Raw genomic sequence first — 18,011 nt, 5'->3', positions numbered from 1 at the left:
TGCAGGCGGCCTGAAATGCGCCCCCAACAGGGGCTGCAACGGCTGACCTGACCCGGCTCGCGCATCGCGCGGGCGCGCCAAGCCTGCCACGTTTGGGAACCATTCTTGATGGCATGCCATCGGGGATGGCGGGGCGGGACTCGACTAGCGCCCTTGTGCTGACTCGGATTCAGTATCGAAGCAATGGGTCGTTCGCATCCCGTCTGCGGGCGCGTTCAAGGTGAGCATTTTGCTCTCCCGCACGATTCATTGACGCTTTGCGCAGATTATTTTTCGATCAAGGGGGTGTCGCGCCCGATGGCGCTGTTCGAGGCCGTGAGCGCCCTCGTGGAGCGTCGTGTCATTGAGCAGGTCTTGAGTGGAGAATCCAGTGACCGGTTCACGCGCCAGGAGGTGCTCCGCGGCTGCGGCGGCTCTCGCGTTTTCGTGCTGGATGGGAGGCAGGCAAGGGTAGGGGATCAAAACAAAGTAGATCTACCGCTTGGAAAATAGTCCCGCCAGGAACATGTGAGTCGCGTGAAACCAGTTGGCCACGCGCGCGAATGTGCAGTGTAGGGGCATTCTTTACCGCAGGCATGCGAAACGCGGAGGCGCGGAACTCTTCTGCGATCCTGGTCCGGCTCAACTCATCCGATAGTTCAAGCCACAGGCCCGAGCCTAATCCTTCCTTGCAATCCTGAATCGAAATGCCATGACGCGTTGCCTCATAACACCCTGCTACGACAACGCTCTGGCCCAGAGGGGTTCGCTTCAATTGATCAAGCTCTACATCCCTTGATTCAACGTGGCAAGCGCTCGCGCCTGCCAGCTCGCTGAAAGCTGCAACCAATAGCAAGGCGAATCGCTTCATGGGGTGCATGCCCTTGCTGAGTCTGTCGCGCTGATCCAGACCGTGCGAGCCTTCGTGCAATGCGGTCGAATTGAAGATGCTTTGGGCGCTCGTTTCGCGATTACTCATGCTCTTCATTGCAGCCATGATCGTAGTAGCGTTGCCGCATATAGGTCAGCCCGGCGGCGATATCCTCCACGTGTCCGGTATAGCCAGGGCCATCCGTTCGCAGTGAAGCAGTTTGACCTCCGTAGGTCTCATGGCTGTGCCGCTCGACCACCCGCCCATTCTCGTAGGTGACAAATTGAATCCATGTTTCAATTCGTCAGGCTGGCCTTTTCGATCCAGCGTTCAATGCCACGCCGGTCGCGCGCCTGCATCAGCTTCGGTGCCATCGCCTGCAGCACGGACAGGTCGCTGTCGCGGATCGCGCGGCGCACTTCCAGCAGCGTGCCCGGATGCAGGCTGAACTCGGTGAGGCCCAGGGCCAGCAGCAGCGGGGTCATGCGCGGGTCGCCTGCGATCTCGCCGCACACCGCCACCGGAATGTCGTAGGCCTGGCCGGTGCGCAGGATATGCGCCAGCAGGCGCACCACCGCCGGATGCAACGGCGAGTACAGCTCGGTAACCGCCTCGTTGTTGCGATCGGCGGCCAGCAGGTACTGCACTAGGTCGTTGGTGCCGATCGACAGGAAGTCGACCAGGTCGATGAAGCTCTCCAGAGCGATCGCCGCGGCGGGCACTTCGATCATCGCGCCGAACGGAATGTGTTCGGCCACCTCATGGCCTTCGGCGCGCAGCAGCTCGGCCTGCTTGGCCAGGCGCCGGCGCACCGCGAGGATTTCCTCGCGGGTGCTCACCATCGGAATCAGGATGCGCAGCTTGCCGTAGGCCGAGGCACGCAGGATCGCGCGCAACTGGGTGTCGGCCACCTTCGGCCGGGCCAGCGACAGGCGCACCCCGCGCAGGCCCAATGCCGGGTTTTCCTCGTTGCTCAGGGTCAGCCCGGTGCGGTCGGCCTTGTCCGCGCCCAGGTCCAGGGTGCGGATGGTCACCGGCCGCCCGCTCATGCCCAGCGCGGCGTCGCGGTAGGTTTCAAACTGCTCCTGCTCATCGGGCAGCTCGTTGCGCTGCAGGAACAGGAACTCGGTGCGGTACAGGCCCAGCCCGTGCGCGCCCAGCGCATGGGCCTGGGTGACGTCTTCGCTGGATTCGGCGTTGGCCAGCAGCGCGATGTCGACGTTGTCGCGGGTGCGGGTCGGCTTGGTGCGCAGGCGGCCGAGTTCGCGCTGTTCGCGCGCGTGTTCGCGCAGGCGCACGCGGTAGTCGCGCAGGTCCGGGGCCTGCGGGTTGATGGTGACCGTGCCGTCGCTGCCATCCATGATCAGCACGTCGCCGTCGGCGACCTTCTGCAGCACGTTGGGTACGTTGACGATCAGCGGCAGGTGCAGGCTGCGGGCCAGGATCGCGCTGTGCGACAGCGCGCTGCCGCCGGCGGTGACGATGCCGACCACGCCGTGCGCCTGCAGCTGGGCCAGCTCGGACGGGGCGATGTTGTCGCAGACCAGGATCTCGCCGGCCATGCCTTTGACGTCCGGCGGACGCTTCTGCAGGAACGCATGGATGCGGCCGATCACATGGTCCAGGTCGTCCATGCGGCTCTTCAGGTAGGCATCGTCCATGCCATCGAAGACCTTGGCCAGCCGGTCACGCTGTACGCGCAGGGCGTAGCCGGCGCTGTAGGGGCCGCTGCGGATCAGCTCGTCCAGCCCGAACAGCAGTTCCGGGTCATCCAGCAGCAGTGCGTGCAGGTCGAGGAACTCGCCGACTTCCTTGTTCAGGGCGCCCTGCAGGCGCTGGCGCAGGTCGTGCATTTCCGCCCGCGCCGCGTCCACGGCCTGGTGCAGGCGCTGCAGTTCGGCCTCCACCTTGGCCGGCGGGATGCGCTGCTCGGCCACTTCCAGCGCGTGCGGCAGCCGCACCCGGGCACGGCCGAGCGCATTGCCACGCGAGGCACCGTGCCCGGTCAACAGCAGCGCGCCGGACGCGGTCCGGCTGGCGGCGGTCGATCCCGGTCGCGACGGCTGCCCCGGCATAGTCAGTTGTCCTCGTCGAAGCGCCGTTCGAACAGGCCCACCACCGCGTCCATCGCGGCGGCTTCGTCTTCGCCGTCGATGCGCACGGTGACCGGGGTGCCCTGGCCGGCGGCCAGCAGCATGACGCCCATGATGCTCTTGGCGTTGATCTCACGGCCCTTGGCGGCCATGGTCACGTTGCAGCGGAAAGGGGCCAGCTCCTGCACCAGCTTTGCAGTGGCGCGGGCGTGCAGGCCCAGGCGGTTGGATACGGTGAGTTCACGTTCAAGCATCGTCGACAATCGCTCCATTGCGAGTGCCTGCCGCAGCAGTGGCAGGCAGTTGATCCAGTCCCTGTTCCGGATAATTCATCACCCGCAACAACATCGGCAGGCTAAGCGCCGAAACCCGGCGTGCCGGGGTGCCCAGACGAGCCAGTTGCCCGGCCAGATTGCTGGGGCTGGCGCCGTACAGGTCGGTCAGGATCAGCACGCCCTGGCCACTGTCCACCCGGCGCAAAGCGGCCGAGGCGAGTGGGAGCAGGACGTCCAGGTCTGCGTCGAACGGTACTTCGAAAGCTTCGGTCTTCAGCGGCAGGTGCCGCAGCAGCCGGGTCGCCACATCCAACAGGGACGTGCCGACGCCGGGGTGTGTTACGAGGAGAATGCCACAGGTCATCCCCGAACGTTAACAGGTCAACATGAATTGGGGGTAGGGGTAGGCCGCACGCGGACTGCCCCCGGTAGCACCCGACCGTTGGTCGGGTGACATTTCAACGTGCTCCGTGGCCGCAAAAAAAGCATCTCCGCGCGCACGGCGCCCCATCCGATGACATTTCTGTGTTCCAAATCGGGAGCCGGACAGGCCGTCAATCCAGTTCCCGGTGGAAGGTGGCCACTTCCGGCCAGCCCTGCTCACGGGCGTGGCGGGCCATGCGTTCGGCCAGGTACACCGAGCGGTGCTTGCCGCCGGTGCAGCCAAAGGCCACGGTGACATAGCTGCGGGTGTCGTTGCCCAGCCGCGGCAGCCAGGTATCCAGGAAGTCGATCAGCTGGCCGGCATAGCGCTGCACGTCGGGCTGGGCGTCCAGGTACTCGCGCACGGGGCGCTCGCGTCCGGACATCGGGCGCAGTTCGGGGTCCCAGTGCGGGTTGGGCAGCACCCGGGCGTCGAACACGAAGTCGGCCTCGGCCGGCACGCCGCGCTTGTAGGCGAACGATTCGAACAGCAGCGACAGCTTGCTGCCATGGTTCAGCGCGAACTCGGTAACCACCTTGCGGCGCAGCTGGTGCACGTTGAGGGTGGTGGTGTCGATCACCGCGTCGGCGGCGCGCCGCAGCGGGGCGGTCAGTTCGCGCTCGCGCGCGATCGCCTCGGGCAGCGACAGGCCCAGTTGGCTGAGCGGGTGGCGGCGGCGGGTGTCGGCGTAGCGCTTGAGCAGGGTTTCGTCGGTGGCATCGAAGAACAGCAGCTGTGCGTCCAGGCCGGCGGCCAGTGCATCTTCGCGCCAGTGCGAAAGCTGGCTCAGATCGCTCTGCCCGCGCACGTCGATGCCCACGGCCAGGCGGCGCGGCGCATCGGCATCATGGCCGGCCAGCAGGCTGCGGACGAAGTCCGGCAGCAGGTTGATCGGCAGGTTGTCCGAGCAGTAGAAATCGAGGTCTTCGAAGGTTTTCAGCGCGACCGTCTTGCCGGAACCAGACAGGCCACTGACGATGATCAGGGTGGCGGCGGTCGAGGCGGAGGCGGGGGTGTTCATGGCGTTCGGCGTTCCAACAGGTTGCTGTGGCGGGCGATGAACATCGCCGCAGGATCGATGCCCTTGGTGCGCAGGATGTGCAGCCGGGTGGCCGCCTCGGTCAGCACCGACAGGTTGCGCCCGGGCATCACCGGCAGGGTGATCAGCGGCACGTCCAGGTCCAGCACGTGGCGGGTGCCGGAATCGCCGGTCAGGCGCTCGTAACCATGCGGGGTGGGCTCGGTCATGGGCTTGGTCAGGTGCACGATCAGCCGAAGGTACTTGTTCTTCTTTACAGCGGTGTCACCGAACATCTCGCGCACGTTGAGCACGCCCAGGCCGCGCACTTCCAGCAGGTCCTGCAGCAGTTCCGGGCAGGTGCCGTCGAGCACGTCCGGGGCGATCTGGGTGAATTCCGGGGCGTCGTCGGCCACCAGCCGGTGCCCGCGGCTGAGCAGCTCCAGCGCCAGTTCGCTCTTGCCCGACCCCGCTTCACCGGTGATCAGCACGCCAATGGAGTAGATCTCCATGAACACGCCATGCAGGATCACCCGCGGCGCCAGCGTGCGGGCCAGGTGGTAGGACAGGTGGTTGAGCAGTTCGTGGCCGCGCTTGGGTGAGATCCACAGCGGGGTCTGCGATTCGTCGGCCGCCGCGCGCAGGTCTTCCGGGCACGCCTGGTTGCGGGTGATCACCAGCGCCAGCGGGTGCGAATGCATGATCCGCTCGATGGTTTCCCAGCGCTGGCGCGAGTCCAGCGAGTCCAGCCAGGACAGTTCCTCGGTGCCCAGGATCTGCACCTTGTTGGGGTAGATCGCATTGAGATAGCCGGCCAGTGACGGCCGTCGCGAGACGGTGTTGCCCGCTTCCAGTTCGCGGCGCTCGCCCTGCTGCCCGGCCACCCAGCGCAGGGCCAGGCGGTCGCGCTGCTGTTCGAACAGCTCACGCGCGGTGATGCTGGTATTCATGCGGCACTCGCCGGCGGGGGAAATTCGATGACCTGGCGCAGTGCCTCGCCGTCGCGCGCTTCGCGCAGCGCCTGGCGGATGTCCGGCTCGGAGAACAACTCGGCCAGCTCTGACAGCAGCATCAGGTGTTGATGGGTGTAATGGGCCGGGACGGCAATGGCGAACACCAGGTCCACCGGTTCGTCGCCGCCGAATTCGACCGGGCTTTCCAGTCGCAGCAGGGCGCCGCGTGGGCGCTCCAGCAGCGGCGCGCGGCCGTGTGGAATGGCGATGCCGTGGCCGATCGCCGTACTGCCCAGCTGTTCGCGCTGGCACAGGTTCTGGTAGATCAGGTCGGCATTGGCTTCGCGGCAGGCCAGCAGCCGGGCGGCGGCATGCAGGACGCTGTCGCGATCGGCGGCCGGCAACACTTGCGTGCGCACGGCCGCCAGGAGATCAGTCAAGGGCATGTCAGGGGAAGAACGAGGACGTCAGTCGTCATTGTCGCCCACTGGCAGCGGCGCGTGCTGCTGTTTTTTCTCCTTGTGCTTGATCACAAGGCGGTCCAGCTTGTCGGCCAGGATATCGATCGCGGCATACATGGTCTGACCGCCAGCCTCGGCGTGCAGGGTCTGGCCGGGGACGTTGGCACTGGCATCGACGTGGTGTTCGTTCTTGCGCAGCTCCAGGGTGACCCGCACCTCGCAGTGCTGGTCGAAGTGCTTGCCCAGGCGCTGCAGCTTGGTTTCCACGTACTCGTGCAGGGCCGGGGTGACTTCTACGTCTTTGCCAAACGTCTCGATGCGCATCGGGTTTCTCCTTTGTTCGGATGAGCCAATGAACCTTTCCGCCGGGCGCGGTGCGTCAGGCGATTCGTACCCTTTCGTGCGAGGCGGAAATGTTCATGGCCTCACGATACTTCGCCACGGTGCGCCGCGCTACCGGTATTCCCGAGGTCTTGAGCAGGTCAGCCAGCTTGGCGTCAGAAAGCGGCTTGCGCGGGTTCTCGTCGTCGATCAGGCGCCGGATCATGGCCTGGATGGCGGTGCTGGACGCTTCGCCGCCACTGTCGGTGTCGATGCCCGAGGCGAAGAAGCTGCGCAGCGCCAGCGTGCCGCGCGGGGTACGCACGTACTTGCGCGCGATCGCCCGGGAAATGGTCGATTCGTGCAGGCCCAGTTCGGCCGCCACCTCGCGCAGGGTGAGCGGGCGCAGCGCCTGTTCGCCGAACTCCAGGAACGCGGCCTGCTGCTGCAGCAGGCTGCGCATCACCCGCAGCAGGGTTTCCCCGCGTGCCTCCAGGCCCTTGAGCAGCCAGCGCGCTTCCTGCAGGTGCGCACGCAGGTAGCCGGCGTCGGCCTCGCCACAGCGGCGGATCATCTGTTCGTAGCCGCGGTGGATGACTACCTTGGGCCCGGCATGGCTGGCCAGCGCGGCGCGCCAGACCCCGTTCTGGCGCCAGACCACGCAGTCGGGCACCACGTAGCTGTCATGGGCCAGCTCGCCGATCTGGGTGCCCGGGCGCGGGTCCAGCGTGCGCAGCAGCTGCACGGCCACTTCGACGTCGGCGACCGGCTCACGCAGTTCGTGCGCCAGCCCGGCCACGCCACTGCGCGGCAGCCGCTCCAGCGGGCCGTCGGCGATGCGTCGGGCCAGGGCCAGGCCCGGGGTGTCCGGGCACAGCACGTCCAGTTGCAGCCGCAGGCACTCGCCCAAGGTGCGCGCGCCGACCCCGATCGGGTCGAAGCGCTGGATCTGGTGCAGCACCGTGAGGATCTCGGCGTCATTGGCATGAATGGCCGGGAGCAGGGTCTCGGCGATGGCCGACAGTGGCTCGCGCAGGTAGCCGTCGTCCTCGAATGCGTCGATCAGCGCCGCGCCGATGCTGCGATCGCGCGTGGACAGGTGCGACAGGTGCAGCTGCCAGAGCAGGTGGTCGACCAGGCTCTCGGTGTCGGCCACGCGCTCGGCGGCGCTACCGTTGTCGTCATCGTCGAACGAGCCGCCGCTGTTGCCGCTGCTCCAGTCGCCTTCACCCGGTGCCCAGTCTTCACTGGCCGAGGCCTGGTGCTCGCCGTCGCCGTGGGTGTCGGTCGGGGTGGGCGGGCGCTCGTCGTCGCTGGGCGCCACCTCCAGGGCGGGCTCGGCGTTCTCGGCCCAGTCCAGCAGGGGGTTGGTTTCCACTGCCTCGGCGATTTCGAGCTCCAGCTCGGCGCTGGACATCTGCAACAGCTTGATCGCCTGACGCAGCTGCGGCGTCATGACCAGTTGTTGTCCCAGCGATGTCTGCAGCCGTGCTTTCATGCCTGTGCCGAACGAAGGGAAGGCGCCGCAGCGGCCGGGCGTCAGAGCTTGAAGGTGTCCCCAAGGTAGACGCGACGGACATCGGCGTTGGCCAGAATCGCCTCTGGTGCCCCCTGCGCCAGTACGCTGCCTTCGTTGAGGATATACGCGCGGTCGCAGATTCCCAAGGTTTCCCGCACATTGTGGTCGGTGATCAGCACCCCGATGCCGCGCTGCTTGAGGTGGGTGACGATGCGCTGGATCTCGCCGACCGAGATCGGGTCCACGCCGGCGAAGGGTTCATCGAGCAGAATCAGGCGCGGCCGGGCGGCCAGCGCCCGGGCGATCTCGCAGCGCCGGCGCTCGCCGCCGGACAGGCTGGCGCCCAGCTGGTCGGCCACGTGGCCGATCTGCAGCTCGTCCAGCAGCGAATTCAGCTCGGCCTCGCGGCCGGCCTTGTCCAGGTCCTCGCGCAGCTCGAGCACCAGGCGGATGTTGTCGGCCACGGTCAGCTTGCGGAATACGGACGGTTCCTGCGGCAGATAACCCACGCCCTGCTTGGCACGGGTGTACATGGGGTCGCCGGTGATGTCCTTGCCGTCCAGCACGATGCTGCCGGCGTCGGTTTCGACCAGGCCGACGATCATGTAGAAGCAGGTGGTCTTGCCGGCACCGTTGGGGCCCAGCAGGCCCACCACTTCACCGGCTTCCAGGGTCAGACCGAAGTCCTTGACCACTTCGCGCTGCTTGTAGCGCTTGCGCAGGCCTTTGGCGACGAGCATTACTTCTTGCTCCCGGCAGTGGGGACAGTGGTCTTGGCGGCCGGGGTGGCCGCTGCGGGCGCAGCGGTCTTGTTCTTGGGCGGAATCACGGTGCGCACGCGGGTGCCGTCGCCGCCGCTGTTCATTTCGCCGGTGCGGGTGTTGTAGGTCATCTTCTGGCCGGCGTTGGTGCCACGCGCGCTCTTGACGTGGTAGTTGCCGGTCATCACCAGCACCTCGGACTTGATGTCGTAGTCGATGCGGTCGGCGCTGGCGTCCATCCAGCTGCCGTCATCGAGCTGCTGCCTGAGCTTGGCCTGCTTGCCGGTGAACACCGCGCGTACCGCCTCGCCGTCCTTCATGTAGATCTCGGCATCGGACGAGCGCAGGTCCAGCGTGCCCTGGGTGATCACCACGCCCTGGGACAGGGTGGTCTTGCCATCGCCGACCAGGGTGCCCGACTGGGCGCCGGCGTCGATGGTCATGTCCTGGTTGCGGTCGGTGGACTTCGCGCTGGCGAAGGTGGGCACCAGAAGACTGATCGCGCAGAGGGCTGCAAATGGGATCTTCATGAAAGGGTCTGTCCTGCCGGAGAAGAGGCGTGGCCGGAAGCCACGGGGTAAGGGGGCATTGGCCAGGCTCGGGCCTGGCCGTCGGGTGGGGCGGTGCAGCGGCGCCGGTCCAGGAGGACGTCGCCTGCGGGTGCACCGGCTCAGCGTTGGGGCGTGTAGCGGCCCTTGGACTGGCTCAGGAAATGGTAGGTCTTGTTCTTGGAATCCAGCTCGAACCCCACCCCGGACTGGGTCATGCCCGGGCGGGTCATGGTCACCAGCGCATCGGTCCTGGCCCGGTTTTCCTTCGGGAACACGTCCAGGTGGTCGGTGCGGAAGGTGGTGGGCGGCACGTTTGCCACCTTGGGGCTGTCGCCATTGACGTTGCCGGCGAGCTTGAGCTGGTCGCCCTTGGCGCTGACCCAGCCGGTGTCGCTGCGCAGTTCCCAGTGGTTGCCGTCCTGGTCGGGCAGCAGGAACAGCGGGGTGGTGATGTTCATCGTTTCGTCGTTGCGCGACCGCTCCAGCAACGGCGCGCGCAGGGTGGTGGATTCCTTGCCCTGCTCATCCAGCGCGATGATCTGGAAGTCGTGCAGCACGTAATCCTTGCTGCCGTCGTCGGTGACCTGCGCGGCCGGCTTGTCGCGGTGGCGCAGCAGCGACCAGCCACTGAGCACGGCAGCCACCAGCAGCAGCCCCCCCAGGACGGTGCGCCAGTTCATAGGCCGAACCTCGCCAGTACCGCATCCACGTGGCCCTGTGCGGCCAGCAGCACGTCGCACAGCTCGCGGGCCGCGCCACGGCCGCCATCGCTGCGGGTCTGCCAGTGCACGCGCTCGGCGATCCAGGGATGGGCGTTGGCCGGTGCCACCGCCAGGCCCACCGCGCACAGCGGCGCCAGGTCGGGCAGGTCGTCGCCCATGAAGGCCACCTGGTCCAGGCCGATGCCGTGGGTGTCGCACAGCGCGCGCACGCTGGCCAGTTTGTCGCCCACCGCGATCTGGGTGTCGATACCCAGATCGGCGCCACGCTTCTGTGCCGACAGGCTGTTGCGCGCGGTGATCAGCACCGGGTGGATGCCGTGTTGCTGCAGCAGTTTCAGGCCAAGTCCGTCCTGCACGTAATACGCCTTGCTCTCGTTGCCGTCACGGTCGTAGTAAAGCCGACCATCGGTGAGCGTGCCGTCCACGTCGAAACAGGCCAGCCGGATGCGGCCGGCAACGGCATGCAGGTGGGACGGGAAACCGGGCAACGGGGAATAGGGCATCGGCAGGGGGCAGGTCGTGGCTGAATGGAGGAAGGCAACTGTGGTTTAAACCACCCGCGCCCGCAACAGGTCATGAATGTTGAGCGCGCCGACCAGCTTTCCCTGGCCGTCCACCACCATCAGGCCGGTGATCTTGTGGGTTTCCATGAGCCGGGCGGCCTCGGCGGCCAGCTGGTCGGCGCCGATGGTGCGCGGGTTGCGGGTCATCACCTCGGCGATCTTCGCGCTGCGCACATCCAGTTCGGTATCCAGCGCGCGGCGCAGGTCGCCGTCGGTGAACAGGCCGATCAGGCGCTGGTCGGCGTCCACCACGGCGGTCATGCCCAGCCGCTTGCGGCTCATTTCCAGCAGCGCCTCGCTGAGGCTGGCGTCGGCGTCCACCTGCGGCAGTTCCTCGCCGCTGTGCATCACATCGGTGATGTGCAGCAGCAGGCGGCGGCCCAGGCTGCCGGCCGGGTGCGAGCGGGCGAAGTCGTCGGCGGTGAAGCCGCGTGCATCCAGCAGGGCCACGGCCAGCGCATCGCCCATGGCCAGCGAGGCGGTGGTGCTGGAGGTGGGGGCCAGCGCCAGCGGGCAGGCCTCGGCCGGCACGCTGACGTCCAGGTGGACGTCGGCGGCCCGCGCCAGGCTGGACTGCGGGCGGCCGGTCATGGCGATCAGCCGGTTGCCCTGGCGCTTGAGCACCGGCAGCAGCATCAGCAGTTCGTCAGACTCGCCCGAGTAGGACAGGGCCAGCACCACGTCGTCTTCGGTGATCATGCCCAGGTCGCCGTGGCCGGCCTCACCGGGATGCACATAGAAGGCCGGGGTGCCGGTGGAGGCCAGGGTGGCGGCGATCTTGCGCGCCACGTGGCCGGACTTGCCCATCCCGGTGGCCACCACCCGGCCCTTGCCGTGCAGGACCAGCTGGCAGGCCTGGCTGAACGCATCGCCAAGCCGGTCGGCCACGGCGGCCAGGGCGTCGGCCTCGATCTTGAACACGCGGCGGCCGCTGGCGACCAGTGCCGCAGGGTCGGCCGGATGGGGGAGCAGGGGCGATACAGCCATGCGGGCGCCACGCGGAAGAGTAGAATGAGCGCTCATTTTATTAGGAAAGCCCGTTGGACGCCGAGACCATCCGCAATCTGATCGAAACCGGCCTGCCCGGCGCCCGCGCGGACGTGCAGGGCGACGATGGCGTTCACTTCGAGGCCACCGTGGTCTGCGACGCCTTTGCCGGCAAGCTGCCGCTGGCGCGCCACCGCATGGTTTATGCCACCCTTGGCGATCTGATGGGCGGGGCGATCCACGCGCTGGCGCTGAAGACGGTGACCCCGGCCGAAGCGGGTTAGTCAGCCGACCGATTAGATCCGCCGACCGATTAGATCAGCCGACCACCGGTCGGCTCTACCTCAATTCAAGTAGATTCCATGGCCAAGATCGTAGTGACCGGCGGCAAGCCGCTGCACGGTGAAGTGAACATTTCCGGCGCCAAGAACGCCGTCCTCCCCATCCTGTGCGCCACCCTGCTGGCCGACGCGCCGGTGGAAATCACCAACGTGCCGCACCTGCACGACGTGGTCACCACGGTGAAGCTGCTCGGCGAACTGGGGGCCAAGGTCACCATCGACCAGGGCACGCTGTCGCGTGGCAGCGCGATCGTGGTGGACCCGCGTTCGGTGAACCAGCATGTGGCCCCGTACGAGCTGGTCAAGACCATGCGCGCCTCGATCCTGGTGCTGGGCCCGCTGCTGGCCCGCTTCGGCGCGGCCGAGGTGTCGCTGCCCGGCGGCTGCGCCATCGGCTCGCGCCCGGTTGACCAGCACATCAAGGGCCTGCAGGCACTGGGTGCGGAAATCACCGTCGAGAACGGCTTCATCAAGGCCCAGGCCAAGCGCCTGAAGGGCGCGCACTTCACCTTCGACATGGTCAGCGTCACCGGCACCGAGAACGTGCTGATGGCGGCCGTGCTCGCCGAAGGCACCACCGTGCTGGACAACGCAGCGATGGAACCGGAAGTCACCGACCTGGCGCACTGCCTGATCGCACTCGGCGCGAAGATCGAAGGCCTGGGCACCGCCCGCTTGGTGATCGAAGGCGTGGAGAAGCTGTCCGGCGGCCGTCATGAAGTGCTGCCCGACCGCATCGAAACCGGCACCTTCCTGGTGGCCGCGGCGATGACCGGCGGCAAGGTCACGGTCAACCGCGCCCGCCCCAACACCATGGACGCGGTGCTGTCCAAGCTGGTGGAAGCCGGCGCGAAGATCGAGACCACCGAAGACAGCATCACCCTGGACATGGACGGCAAGCGCCCGCGCGCGGTCAACCTGACCACCGCGCCGTACCCGGCGTTCCCGACCGACATGCAGGCGCAGTTCATGGCGCTCAACTGCGTGGCCGATGGCGTGGGCGTGATCAATGAAACGATCTTCGAAAACCGCTTCATGCACGTCAACGAACTGCTGCGCCTGGGCGCGGACATCCAGGTGGAAGGCCACACCGCGATCGTGCGCGGTGCCGAACACCTGAGCGGTGCGCCGGTGATGGCCACCGACCTGCGCGCCTCGGCGTCGCTGATCCTGGCCGGTCTGATGGCCGAGGGTGACACCACCATCGACCGCATCTACCACCTGGACCGTGGCTACGAGAACATCGAAGAGAAGCTGTCTTCGCTGGGCGCGACCATCCGGCGCGTGACCGCATGATCCTGCGCGGCTCGTTCACCCGCCGCCGCAAGGCGCTGCTGGTCCTGATCCTGGTGGTGCTGGCGTGGCTGGGCTATGCCTGGTACGCCAACATCGCCATTACCCAGGGGATCGAGCAGCAGGACATGGACTGGAACGCCGACGGCACCGTCAGCCGCACCGAAGTGCTGCAGGCGTTCTACGCGGTGGGCGTGACCAACCAGCAGGAGGGCAACCGGCATTGCCGCACCTTCTACTGGCGCAGCAACGGCGAGCAGATCCGCGTGGACTGCAAGACGGTGTTCGGCGACGAGGCCGCGAAGGAATGAAAAAAAGCCCGCGCAAGCGGGCTTTTTTCCATCCGGCGACACGCCGCCGTCGGTAGGCACCGACCGTTGGTCGGTGCGCATGCCTCAATTCATCCCTTTGATCGTCAGGTCCAGCGCATCCTTGCCGCTCTCACGCTGCAGCAGGCGCGCCGGGACCGGGAATTCCTTGACGATCCACGCGATCAATTCCTTGTTGCCGTCCGTGCGCGACACCTTGGTGGCGTCGTACGACTTGCCGCCCACCGTGATCTTCTCCTGGCCGACCACCTTGTAGCTCATCGGCTTGATGCGGCCTTCGTCGACCATGCGGTAGTTCAGCGGCTTGCCGGCGGCCAGATCGCGCGCGATCGCCAGGTTGATCAGCAGCGCATCCATGTCACCGGGTTTCAGTGCAACCGGACCGCGGCGATCGCCTTTCACGTCGCCGGTCCAGGTGGCCTGGTTGCTGGACCAGTTGTAGTTGGCATCCACGTTGCGCTTCTTCACCAGCAGCACCGACCGGTCGTTGCTGGTGAGCGGGCGCAGGCGACCGTTGGCTTCCTCGAACACGGTGCTCTGGCTGAGGTCGGCCAGCTGGTTCTTCACGTTGAGGCTGTAGCGCCACTTGTTGTTGCCTTCGCTGGCCAGCGTCATCGTGCCGTTGGCCTGCATGCCCATGTAGCTGGCCTGGTAATCGGCCTTGAACGGCTGCAGCGCCATGGCCGGCAGGCTCACCACGGCCAGTGCGCCAGCGGCGATCCAGGTCAGCGGGCGGTTCATCAGGTTCATTGCTCAGACTCCTTGGTATTCGATCAGGCGAAGATCGATCCGATCTTCCCCATCTTCGCGTTGCAGGATGCGCACCGGTGTGGGAACACCGTTGGCGATCCAGAGGATGGTTTCGTCATTGCCGCCGTTGGTCCGGTGGACCCGCAGCGCGTTGTAGGACAGGTCGCCGACCTGCACGTTCTCGGTGTCCGACGCGGCCTGGTAGTCGTGCTGGCGCACCCGGCCCACGTCGACGTAGCGGTAGTGCATCTGGCTGCCGGGGCGGGCGTCGCGCATGATCGCCAGGTTGATCAGCAGGGCGCTCTGGTCGCCGGGCTGCAGCGGAATTGGCTGGGTGCGTTCCTTTTTCAGGTCGCCCAGCCACTGCGCGGTACCGGCCTGCCAGTTGTAGGTGCCACTGACCTTCTTGCCCAGGAACAGGCCCTTGCGCACGGTGGCCTGGCTGATCGGTACGTAGACCTCGCCCTGCTTCTCGAACACGGTGCTCTGTTCCAGGTTCAGGCCGAGCACGCTGGCAAAGCCGCGCCGGCCCACCACCTGCATGTCCACCCGCCACTGCGCGCCGCCGGTGTGGGTGACCTTCATGATGGCGTCGCCCGCCTCCTTGCCCTTGTACAAGGCCTGGTAGGTGGCGGTGAACGGCTCCAGCGGCGGCGCTTCCCAGCTGATCGCCGGGACCGGCAGCGGCGCTGCCGCCTGTTCCGGCGCGGCCGCAGGCGGTTCCTGCGCCTGTGCGATCGCCACGGTGCACAGCAGGGATGCAATCAGCAGCACTGGCTTGGACAGGGAGGTGTTCATGCGGGCACGGGAAAGGGGGAAGGGGGAGGATGCCAGCGTCCGGATCAGCAGCGCGTGTGCGCGCCGCTCACCTGTTCAGCTTACCGGCGGAATCTAGGCGCAAGGGGCTAAACAGGGGGTGACCGTCGAGGTGAAGCCGCCCCTCGCGTTCAGCCACGCGGCCGGACACCAGCCACTGCAGGCTGGCGATCAGCAGCGGGTGTTCTACCGCCAGCACCCGCTGGGCCAGTGTTTCGGGGGTATCGCCGGCCAGTACCGGCACCCGCGCCTGCGCCAGCACGGTGCCGGCATCCAGTTCGGGCACCACGAAGTGGACGCTGGCCCCATGCTCGGCGTCACCGGCCTCCAGTGCGCGGGCATGCGTGTGCAGGCCCTTGTACAGCGGCAGCAGCGACGGATGGATGTTGACCAGCCGGCCATCGAAGCGTTCGACGAAGGCCTGGCCCAGGATGCGCATGTAACCGGCGCAGACCACCCAGTCCGGGGCGAACCCGGCCAGTGCGTCGCCCAGTGCGCCATCGAAGGCGGCGCGGTCGGGGAAGTCCTTCGGCGAGCGCGCCCAGCGCTGTTCGGCTGCCACCTGCTGCAGGGCCGGCGCATCGGGCTTGTCCGACAGCACCGCCACCACTTCTGCGTCGAGCTGGCCGGCCGCGATGGCCTTCGTGATCGCCTGCAGGTTGCTGCCGCGCCCCGAGGCGAGCACCGCCAGGCGTGCCGGTGCGCTCATCGCTGCGTGCTCCGCTGGGCCATCGGCCAGACCAGCAGGCTGCCCAGCGTGGCCAGCAGCATGTCGGCATGCGCGTCCCACATGTCGCCCTGCTGGCCGTTGTAGGCCTCGGCCGCTTCGGGCGACAGCAGCAGCGCGATGCCCCATTCCAGCCATTCGTAGGCCAGGCTGGAGCACATCACCACCATCACCGCCAGGGTGAAGGCCTGGCCGATGCGCAGCGCCGGCCACGCATGGCGCGCCAGTTGCAGCAGCGCCGGGGTGAAGCAGACGCCGTACAGGAAATGGATAAGCCGGTCGAAGTGGTTGCGCTGCCAGCCGAAGGCGGCGTTCGGCGACCAGTGCAGCGCGGCCTGCAGCCACGCGTCGTAGGGCACGTTGGAATACAGCCAGCGCGCGGCGATGCAGTGGATGGCGATGAAGCCGCAGATCGCGGCGAACGCGCCGTTGCCCAGCCCCCAGCGGCGGTCCACCCACCACAGCGCCACCAGGCCGATCACGGTCAGCGAGCTGTGCAGGGTCTGCTCCAGCGGCCACAGCGGGTGGATCCAGCTGGCCGCGAAGATCGCCAGCACGGCGGCAAGCGCAAGCTTCTTGGCCATCGAAAACGAACGGGCACTGCGGCCACGGTGGTTCATGCGCGTCAGCCGGAAGGTCAGTGCGTGGAAGGGGGCAGGGCGGCGCCGTGCGCGAAGCGCTCACGCACCGAGGTGCGGGTCAGGGTGACCAGGGTGAACACGCCGAGGATGGTGCCCAGCGGCATGAACATGCAGCAGACCCCGGCGGCGACCATGCACAGCGTGTGGCGCTGCTCACGCGCCAGGCAGCGCCCGGCGTAGCCCACCAGGCCGGCCGTGGCGAGCATGCCCAGGAAGAACACCGTACCCAGGCCGGTGAACACCCAGCCCATCAGCTGGACCTCGCCCGGCGACGATGCCGTGCTGCTGTCCACCGGCATGGCCCCGCTGAGCACCGCAATGCCGAGCACCAGGTAGATCACCGGAAACAGCGAAAACAGCGCGGTGAACCCGGCCATCACGTAGTGCAGCACCGACAACAGCCGCAGCTGCGCGGCGTCGTCCTGGCCGCCGCGCGGCGATCCCGCTGGCACGCGGGACGGCAGCGGCGGTGGAGCGGTGGCATCCATGCGGGGCTCCATGGGCGGGATCAACCGATCTTGACGCGCTCTGCGCCGTCGGCAACGGTGACCGCACCGATGGTCCAGTGCTCCAGGCCCTGCGCGCTGACCGCGGCGGCCACCGCCTCGACCTGGTCGGCGGCCACGATCAGCACGAAGCCGATGCCGCAGTTGAAGGTGCGCCACATTTCGCTGTCGGCCACCGCGCCTTCCTTCTGCAGCCACTGGAACACCGGCGGCAGGGTCCAGGCGTTGGCCTGGATGTCCAGGCCCAGGCCCTCGGGCACCACGCGGATGATGTTCTCGGTGAGGCCGCCGCCGGTGATGTGGGCCATGCCGTGGATGGCCGCGCCGTGTTCCTTCAGCAGCGCCAGGATCGGCTTGACGTACAGGCGGGTCGGGGCCATCAGGGCATCGACCAGCTTGACCCCGCCGTCCAGCTCCAGGTCGGCCGGCTGGCCGGCGCGGTCGTAGATGCGGCGCACCAGCGAGTACCCGTTGGAGTGCGGGCCGGAGGAGGCGATGCCGATCAGCACGTCGCCGGCGGCCACGCTGGCGCCGTCCTTCAGCTCGCTCTTCTCGACCCCGGCCACGGTGAAGCCGGCCAGGTCGTACTCGCCCGGGGCGTACATGTCGGGCATTTCAGCGGTTTCGCCGCCGATCAGCGCGCAGCCGGCCTCGGTGCAGCCATTGGCGATGCCGCCCACGACCGCCGCGGCGGTGTCGATGTCCAGCTTGCCGGTGGCGAAGTAGTCCAGGAAGAACAGCGGCTCGGCGCCCTGCACCAGCACGTCGTTCACGCACATGGCCACCAGATCGATGCCGATGGTGTCGTGGCGGCCCAGCTGTTGTGCAAGCTTCAGCTTGGTGCCCACGCCGTCCGTGCCCGACACCAGCACCGGCTCGCGGTACTTGTTGGAGAGGTCGAACAGCGCGCCGAAGCCCCCCAGCCCGCCCATCACTTCGGGCCGGAAGCTGCGCTTGACCAGCGGCTTGATGCGCTCGACCAGTGCATTGCCCGCGTCGATGTCGACACCGGCGTCGCGGTAGGTCAGGGGAGAGGGGTTGGACGGGGAGTTGGTCACGGGCGTCGGCGCTGCGCTGGGGTGAATCGGCGATTTTAACAGGCCACGTTGG

23 protein-coding genes are annotated in these 18,011 nt (G+C 67.3%); 3 read left to right on the top strand and 20 right to left on the bottom strand.

Features of this window, described 5'->3' with window-relative positions; genetic code table 11:
- Positions 1-379: 379 nt before the first annotated feature.
- The 14 genes from ABIA71_RS18365 to ABIA71_RS18300 all read right to left on the bottom strand — a co-directional run bounded on the left by ABIA71_RS18365 (position 380) and on the right by ABIA71_RS18300 (position 11,498).
- Positions 380-958, bottom strand: a complete 579-nt coding sequence (locus ABIA71_RS18365; protein WP_354287131.1) for a hypothetical protein — start codon at positions 956-958, stop codon at positions 380-382.
- 188 nt (positions 959-1,146) lie between these two features.
- Entirely contained in the window at positions 1,147-2,925 is a 1,779-nt protein-coding gene (gene ptsP / locus ABIA71_RS18360) for a phosphoenolpyruvate--protein phosphotransferase (protein ID WP_354287130.1), read from the bottom strand.
- A 2-nt stretch (positions 2,926-2,927) separates the two neighbouring features.
- Positions 2,928-3,197, bottom strand: a complete 270-nt coding sequence (locus tag ABIA71_RS18355; protein ID WP_038689987.1) for an HPr family phosphocarrier protein — start codon at positions 3,195-3,197, stop codon at positions 2,928-2,930.
- Positions 3,190-3,582 carry a PTS sugar transporter subunit IIA gene (locus tag ABIA71_RS18350; RefSeq protein WP_038689985.1) on the bottom strand — a complete coding sequence of 131 codons (393 nt, stop codon included), beginning with the start codon at positions 3,580-3,582 and terminating at the stop codon, positions 3,190-3,192. Before ABIA71_RS18350 ends, ABIA71_RS18355 begins: the two co-directional genes overlap by 8 nt.
- Positions 3,583-3,772: 190 nt before the next feature.
- Complete coding sequence (gene rapZ, locus ABIA71_RS18345) at positions 3,773-4,663, bottom strand: RNase adapter RapZ (protein WP_354287127.1); 891 nt, start codon at positions 4,661-4,663, stop codon at positions 3,773-3,775.
- Entirely contained in the window at positions 4,660-5,610 is a 951-nt protein-coding gene (hprK, locus tag ABIA71_RS18340) for an HPr(Ser) kinase/phosphatase (protein ID WP_038689981.1), read from the bottom strand. The genes rapZ and hprK overlap by 4 nt, the downstream gene beginning before the upstream one ends.
- On the bottom strand, positions 5,607-6,059 hold the full coding sequence (locus ABIA71_RS18335) for a PTS sugar transporter subunit IIA (RefSeq protein WP_128098032.1): 453 nt from the start codon (positions 6,057-6,059) through the stop codon (positions 5,607-5,609). The genes hprK and ABIA71_RS18335 overlap by 4 nt, the downstream gene beginning before the upstream one ends.
- A 21-nt stretch (positions 6,060-6,080) precedes the next feature.
- Positions 6,081-6,398 (bottom strand): ribosome hibernation-promoting factor, HPF/YfiA family, encoded by a 318-nt coding sequence (hpf, locus tag ABIA71_RS18330; protein WP_038689977.1) that lies wholly within the window; start codon positions 6,396-6,398, stop codon positions 6,081-6,083.
- A gap of 55 nt (positions 6,399-6,453) precedes the next feature.
- Complete coding sequence (locus ABIA71_RS18325; RefSeq protein WP_502961280.1) at positions 6,454-7,851, bottom strand: RNA polymerase factor sigma-54; 1,398 nt, start codon at positions 7,849-7,851, stop codon at positions 6,454-6,456.
- Positions 7,852-7,934: 83 nt separating this feature from the next.
- The gene (gene lptB / locus ABIA71_RS18320; protein WP_038689973.1) at positions 7,935-8,654 is read right to left on the bottom strand and encodes an LPS export ABC transporter ATP-binding protein; all 720 of its coding nucleotides are present in this window, start codon (positions 8,652-8,654) and stop codon (positions 7,935-7,937) included.
- The gene (gene lptA, locus ABIA71_RS18315) at positions 8,654-9,205 is read right to left on the bottom strand and encodes a lipopolysaccharide transport periplasmic protein LptA (RefSeq protein WP_354287122.1); all 552 of its coding nucleotides are present in this window, start codon (positions 9,203-9,205) and stop codon (positions 8,654-8,656) included. Before lptA ends, lptB begins: the two co-directional genes overlap by 1 nt.
- A 140-nt stretch (positions 9,206-9,345) precedes the next feature.
- Entirely contained in the window at positions 9,346-9,906 is a 561-nt protein-coding gene (gene lptC, locus ABIA71_RS18310; RefSeq protein WP_354287120.1) for an LPS export ABC transporter periplasmic protein LptC, read from the bottom strand.
- Positions 9,903-10,451 carry a KdsC family phosphatase gene (locus ABIA71_RS18305; protein WP_354287119.1) on the bottom strand — a complete coding sequence of 183 codons (549 nt, stop codon included), beginning with the start codon at positions 10,449-10,451 and terminating at the stop codon, positions 9,903-9,905. The genes lptC and ABIA71_RS18305 overlap by 4 nt, the downstream gene beginning before the upstream one ends.
- Before the next feature lie 45 nt (positions 10,452-10,496).
- On the bottom strand, positions 10,497-11,498 hold the full coding sequence (locus ABIA71_RS18300) for a KpsF/GutQ family sugar-phosphate isomerase (protein ID WP_354287117.1): 1,002 nt from the start codon (positions 11,496-11,498) through the stop codon (positions 10,497-10,499).
- A gap of 53 nt (positions 11,499-11,551) precedes the next feature.
- Between ABIA71_RS18300 and ABIA71_RS18295 the strand changes: the two genes are divergently transcribed.
- From ABIA71_RS18295 to ABIA71_RS18285, 3 genes are all read left to right on the top strand, one after another.
- A complete protein-coding gene (locus ABIA71_RS18295) occupies positions 11,552-11,782 on the top strand; it encodes a BolA family protein (RefSeq protein ID WP_313246431.1) in 231 nt (76 codons plus the stop codon).
- Between the two features lie 78 nt (positions 11,783-11,860).
- Positions 11,861-13,135: a UDP-N-acetylglucosamine 1-carboxyvinyltransferase gene (murA, locus tag ABIA71_RS18290; RefSeq protein ID WP_354287116.1), complete on the top strand. Its 1,275-nt coding sequence runs from the start codon at positions 11,861-11,863 to the stop codon at positions 13,133-13,135.
- A complete protein-coding gene (locus ABIA71_RS18285; protein ID WP_354287114.1) occupies positions 13,132-13,443 on the top strand; it encodes an EF-hand domain-containing protein in 312 nt (103 codons plus the stop codon). The genes murA and ABIA71_RS18285 overlap by 4 nt, the downstream gene beginning before the upstream one ends.
- Before the next feature lie 84 nt (positions 13,444-13,527).
- On the opposite strand, the gene ABIA71_RS18280 is transcribed toward ABIA71_RS18285, so the two are convergent.
- The 6 genes from ABIA71_RS18280 to purM all read right to left on the bottom strand — a co-directional run bounded on the left by ABIA71_RS18280 (position 13,528) and on the right by purM (position 17,959).
- Positions 13,528-14,211: a DUF3108 domain-containing protein gene (locus tag ABIA71_RS18280; RefSeq protein WP_354287112.1), complete on the bottom strand. Its 684-nt coding sequence runs from the start codon at positions 14,209-14,211 to the stop codon at positions 13,528-13,530.
- A 3-nt stretch (positions 14,212-14,214) separates the two neighbouring features.
- On the bottom strand, positions 14,215-15,009 hold the full coding sequence (locus ABIA71_RS18275) for a DUF3108 domain-containing protein (protein ID WP_354287110.1): 795 nt from the start codon (positions 15,007-15,009) through the stop codon (positions 14,215-14,217).
- 67 nt (positions 15,010-15,076) lie between these two features.
- A complete protein-coding gene (gene purN, locus ABIA71_RS18270) occupies positions 15,077-15,736 on the bottom strand; it encodes a phosphoribosylglycinamide formyltransferase (RefSeq protein ID WP_354287108.1) in 660 nt (219 codons plus the stop codon).
- The gene (locus tag ABIA71_RS18265; protein ID WP_502961279.1) at positions 15,733-16,374 is read right to left on the bottom strand and encodes a DUF2238 domain-containing protein; all 642 of its coding nucleotides are present in this window, start codon (positions 16,372-16,374) and stop codon (positions 15,733-15,735) included. The genes purN and ABIA71_RS18265 overlap by 4 nt, the downstream gene beginning before the upstream one ends.
- A gap of 17 nt (positions 16,375-16,391) precedes the next feature.
- Positions 16,392-16,883, bottom strand: a complete 492-nt coding sequence (locus ABIA71_RS18260) for a hypothetical protein (protein WP_354287106.1) — start codon at positions 16,881-16,883, stop codon at positions 16,392-16,394.
- 20 nt (positions 16,884-16,903) lie between these two features.
- A complete protein-coding gene (purM, locus tag ABIA71_RS18255; protein WP_354287104.1) occupies positions 16,904-17,959 on the bottom strand; it encodes a phosphoribosylformylglycinamidine cyclo-ligase in 1,056 nt (351 codons plus the stop codon).
- Positions 17,960-18,011 lie beyond the last annotated feature (52 nt).

Source organism: Stenotrophomonas sp. 2619 (assembly GCF_040548725.1).
Lineage (GTDB): Bacteria > Pseudomonadota > Gammaproteobacteria > Xanthomonadales > Xanthomonadaceae > Stenotrophomonas > Stenotrophomonas maltophilia_AP.
Note: the sequence above shows the minus strand (reverse complement) of the source record. Positions and strands in the feature narration are given on the sequence as shown.

Bases quoted from the DNA above. Each gene is read 5' to 3' on its own strand.
- lptB (WP_038689973.1), bottom strand. From the start codon at position 8,654: ATGCTCGTCGCCAAAGGCCTGCGCAAGCGCTACAAGCAGCGCGAAGTG.
- murA (WP_354287116.1), top strand. From the start codon at position 11,861: ATGGCCAAGATCGTAGTGACCGGCGGCAAGCCGCTGCACGGTGAAGTG.
- ABIA71_RS18280 (WP_354287112.1), bottom strand. From the start codon at position 14,211: ATGAACCTGATGAACCGCCCGCTGACCTGGATCGCCGCTGGCGCACTG.
- purN (WP_354287108.1), bottom strand. From the start codon at position 15,736: ATGAGCGCACCGGCACGCCTGGCGGTGCTCGCCTCGGGGCGCGGCAGC.
- ABIA71_RS18260 (WP_354287106.1), bottom strand. From the start codon at position 16,883: ATGGATGCCACCGCTCCACCGCCGCTGCCGTCCCGCGTGCCAGCGGGA.
- ABIA71_RS18285 (WP_354287114.1), top strand. From the start codon at position 13,132: ATGATCCTGCGCGGCTCGTTCACCCGCCGCCGCAAGGCGCTGCTGGTC.
- lptC (WP_354287120.1), bottom strand. From the start codon at position 9,906: ATGAACTGGCGCACCGTCCTGGGGGGGCTGCTGCTGGTGGCTGCCGTG.
- ABIA71_RS18365 (WP_354287131.1), bottom strand. From the start codon at position 958: ATGAGTAATCGCGAAACGAGCGCCCAAAGCATCTTCAATTCGACCGCA.
- hprK (WP_038689981.1), bottom strand. From the start codon at position 5,610: ATGAATACCAGCATCACCGCGCGTGAGCTGTTCGAACAGCAGCGCGAC.
- ABIA71_RS18265 (WP_502961279.1), bottom strand. From the start codon at position 16,374: ATGAACCACCGTGGCCGCAGTGCCCGTTCGTTTTCGATGGCCAAGAAG.
- ABIA71_RS18275 (WP_354287110.1), bottom strand. From the start codon at position 15,009: ATGAACACCTCCCTGTCCAAGCCAGTGCTGCTGATTGCATCCCTGCTG.
- ABIA71_RS18325 (WP_502961280.1), bottom strand. From the start codon at position 7,851: ATGACGCCGCAGCTGCGTCAGGCGATCAAGCTGTTGCAGATGTCCAGC.
- hpf (WP_038689977.1), bottom strand. From the start codon at position 6,398: ATGCGCATCGAGACGTTTGGCAAAGACGTAGAAGTCACCCCGGCCCTG.
- ABIA71_RS18355 (WP_038689987.1), bottom strand. From the start codon at position 3,197: ATGCTTGAACGTGAACTCACCGTATCCAACCGCCTGGGCCTGCACGCC.
- lptA (WP_354287122.1), bottom strand. From the start codon at position 9,205: ATGAAGATCCCATTTGCAGCCCTCTGCGCGATCAGTCTTCTGGTGCCC.
- ptsP (WP_354287130.1), bottom strand. From the start codon at position 2,925: ATGCCGGGGCAGCCGTCGCGACCGGGATCGACCGCCGCCAGCCGGACC.
- ABIA71_RS18300 (WP_354287117.1), bottom strand. From the start codon at position 11,498: ATGGCTGTATCGCCCCTGCTCCCCCATCCGGCCGACCCTGCGGCACTG.
- ABIA71_RS18305 (WP_354287119.1), bottom strand. From the start codon at position 10,451: ATGCCCTATTCCCCGTTGCCCGGTTTCCCGTCCCACCTGCATGCCGTT.
- ABIA71_RS18335 (WP_128098032.1), bottom strand. From the start codon at position 6,059: ATGCCCTTGACTGATCTCCTGGCGGCCGTGCGCACGCAAGTGTTGCCG.
- ABIA71_RS18350 (WP_038689985.1), bottom strand. From the start codon at position 3,582: ATGACCTGTGGCATTCTCCTCGTAACACACCCCGGCGTCGGCACGTCC.
- rapZ (WP_354287127.1), bottom strand. From the start codon at position 4,663: ATGAACACCCCCGCCTCCGCCTCGACCGCCGCCACCCTGATCATCGTC.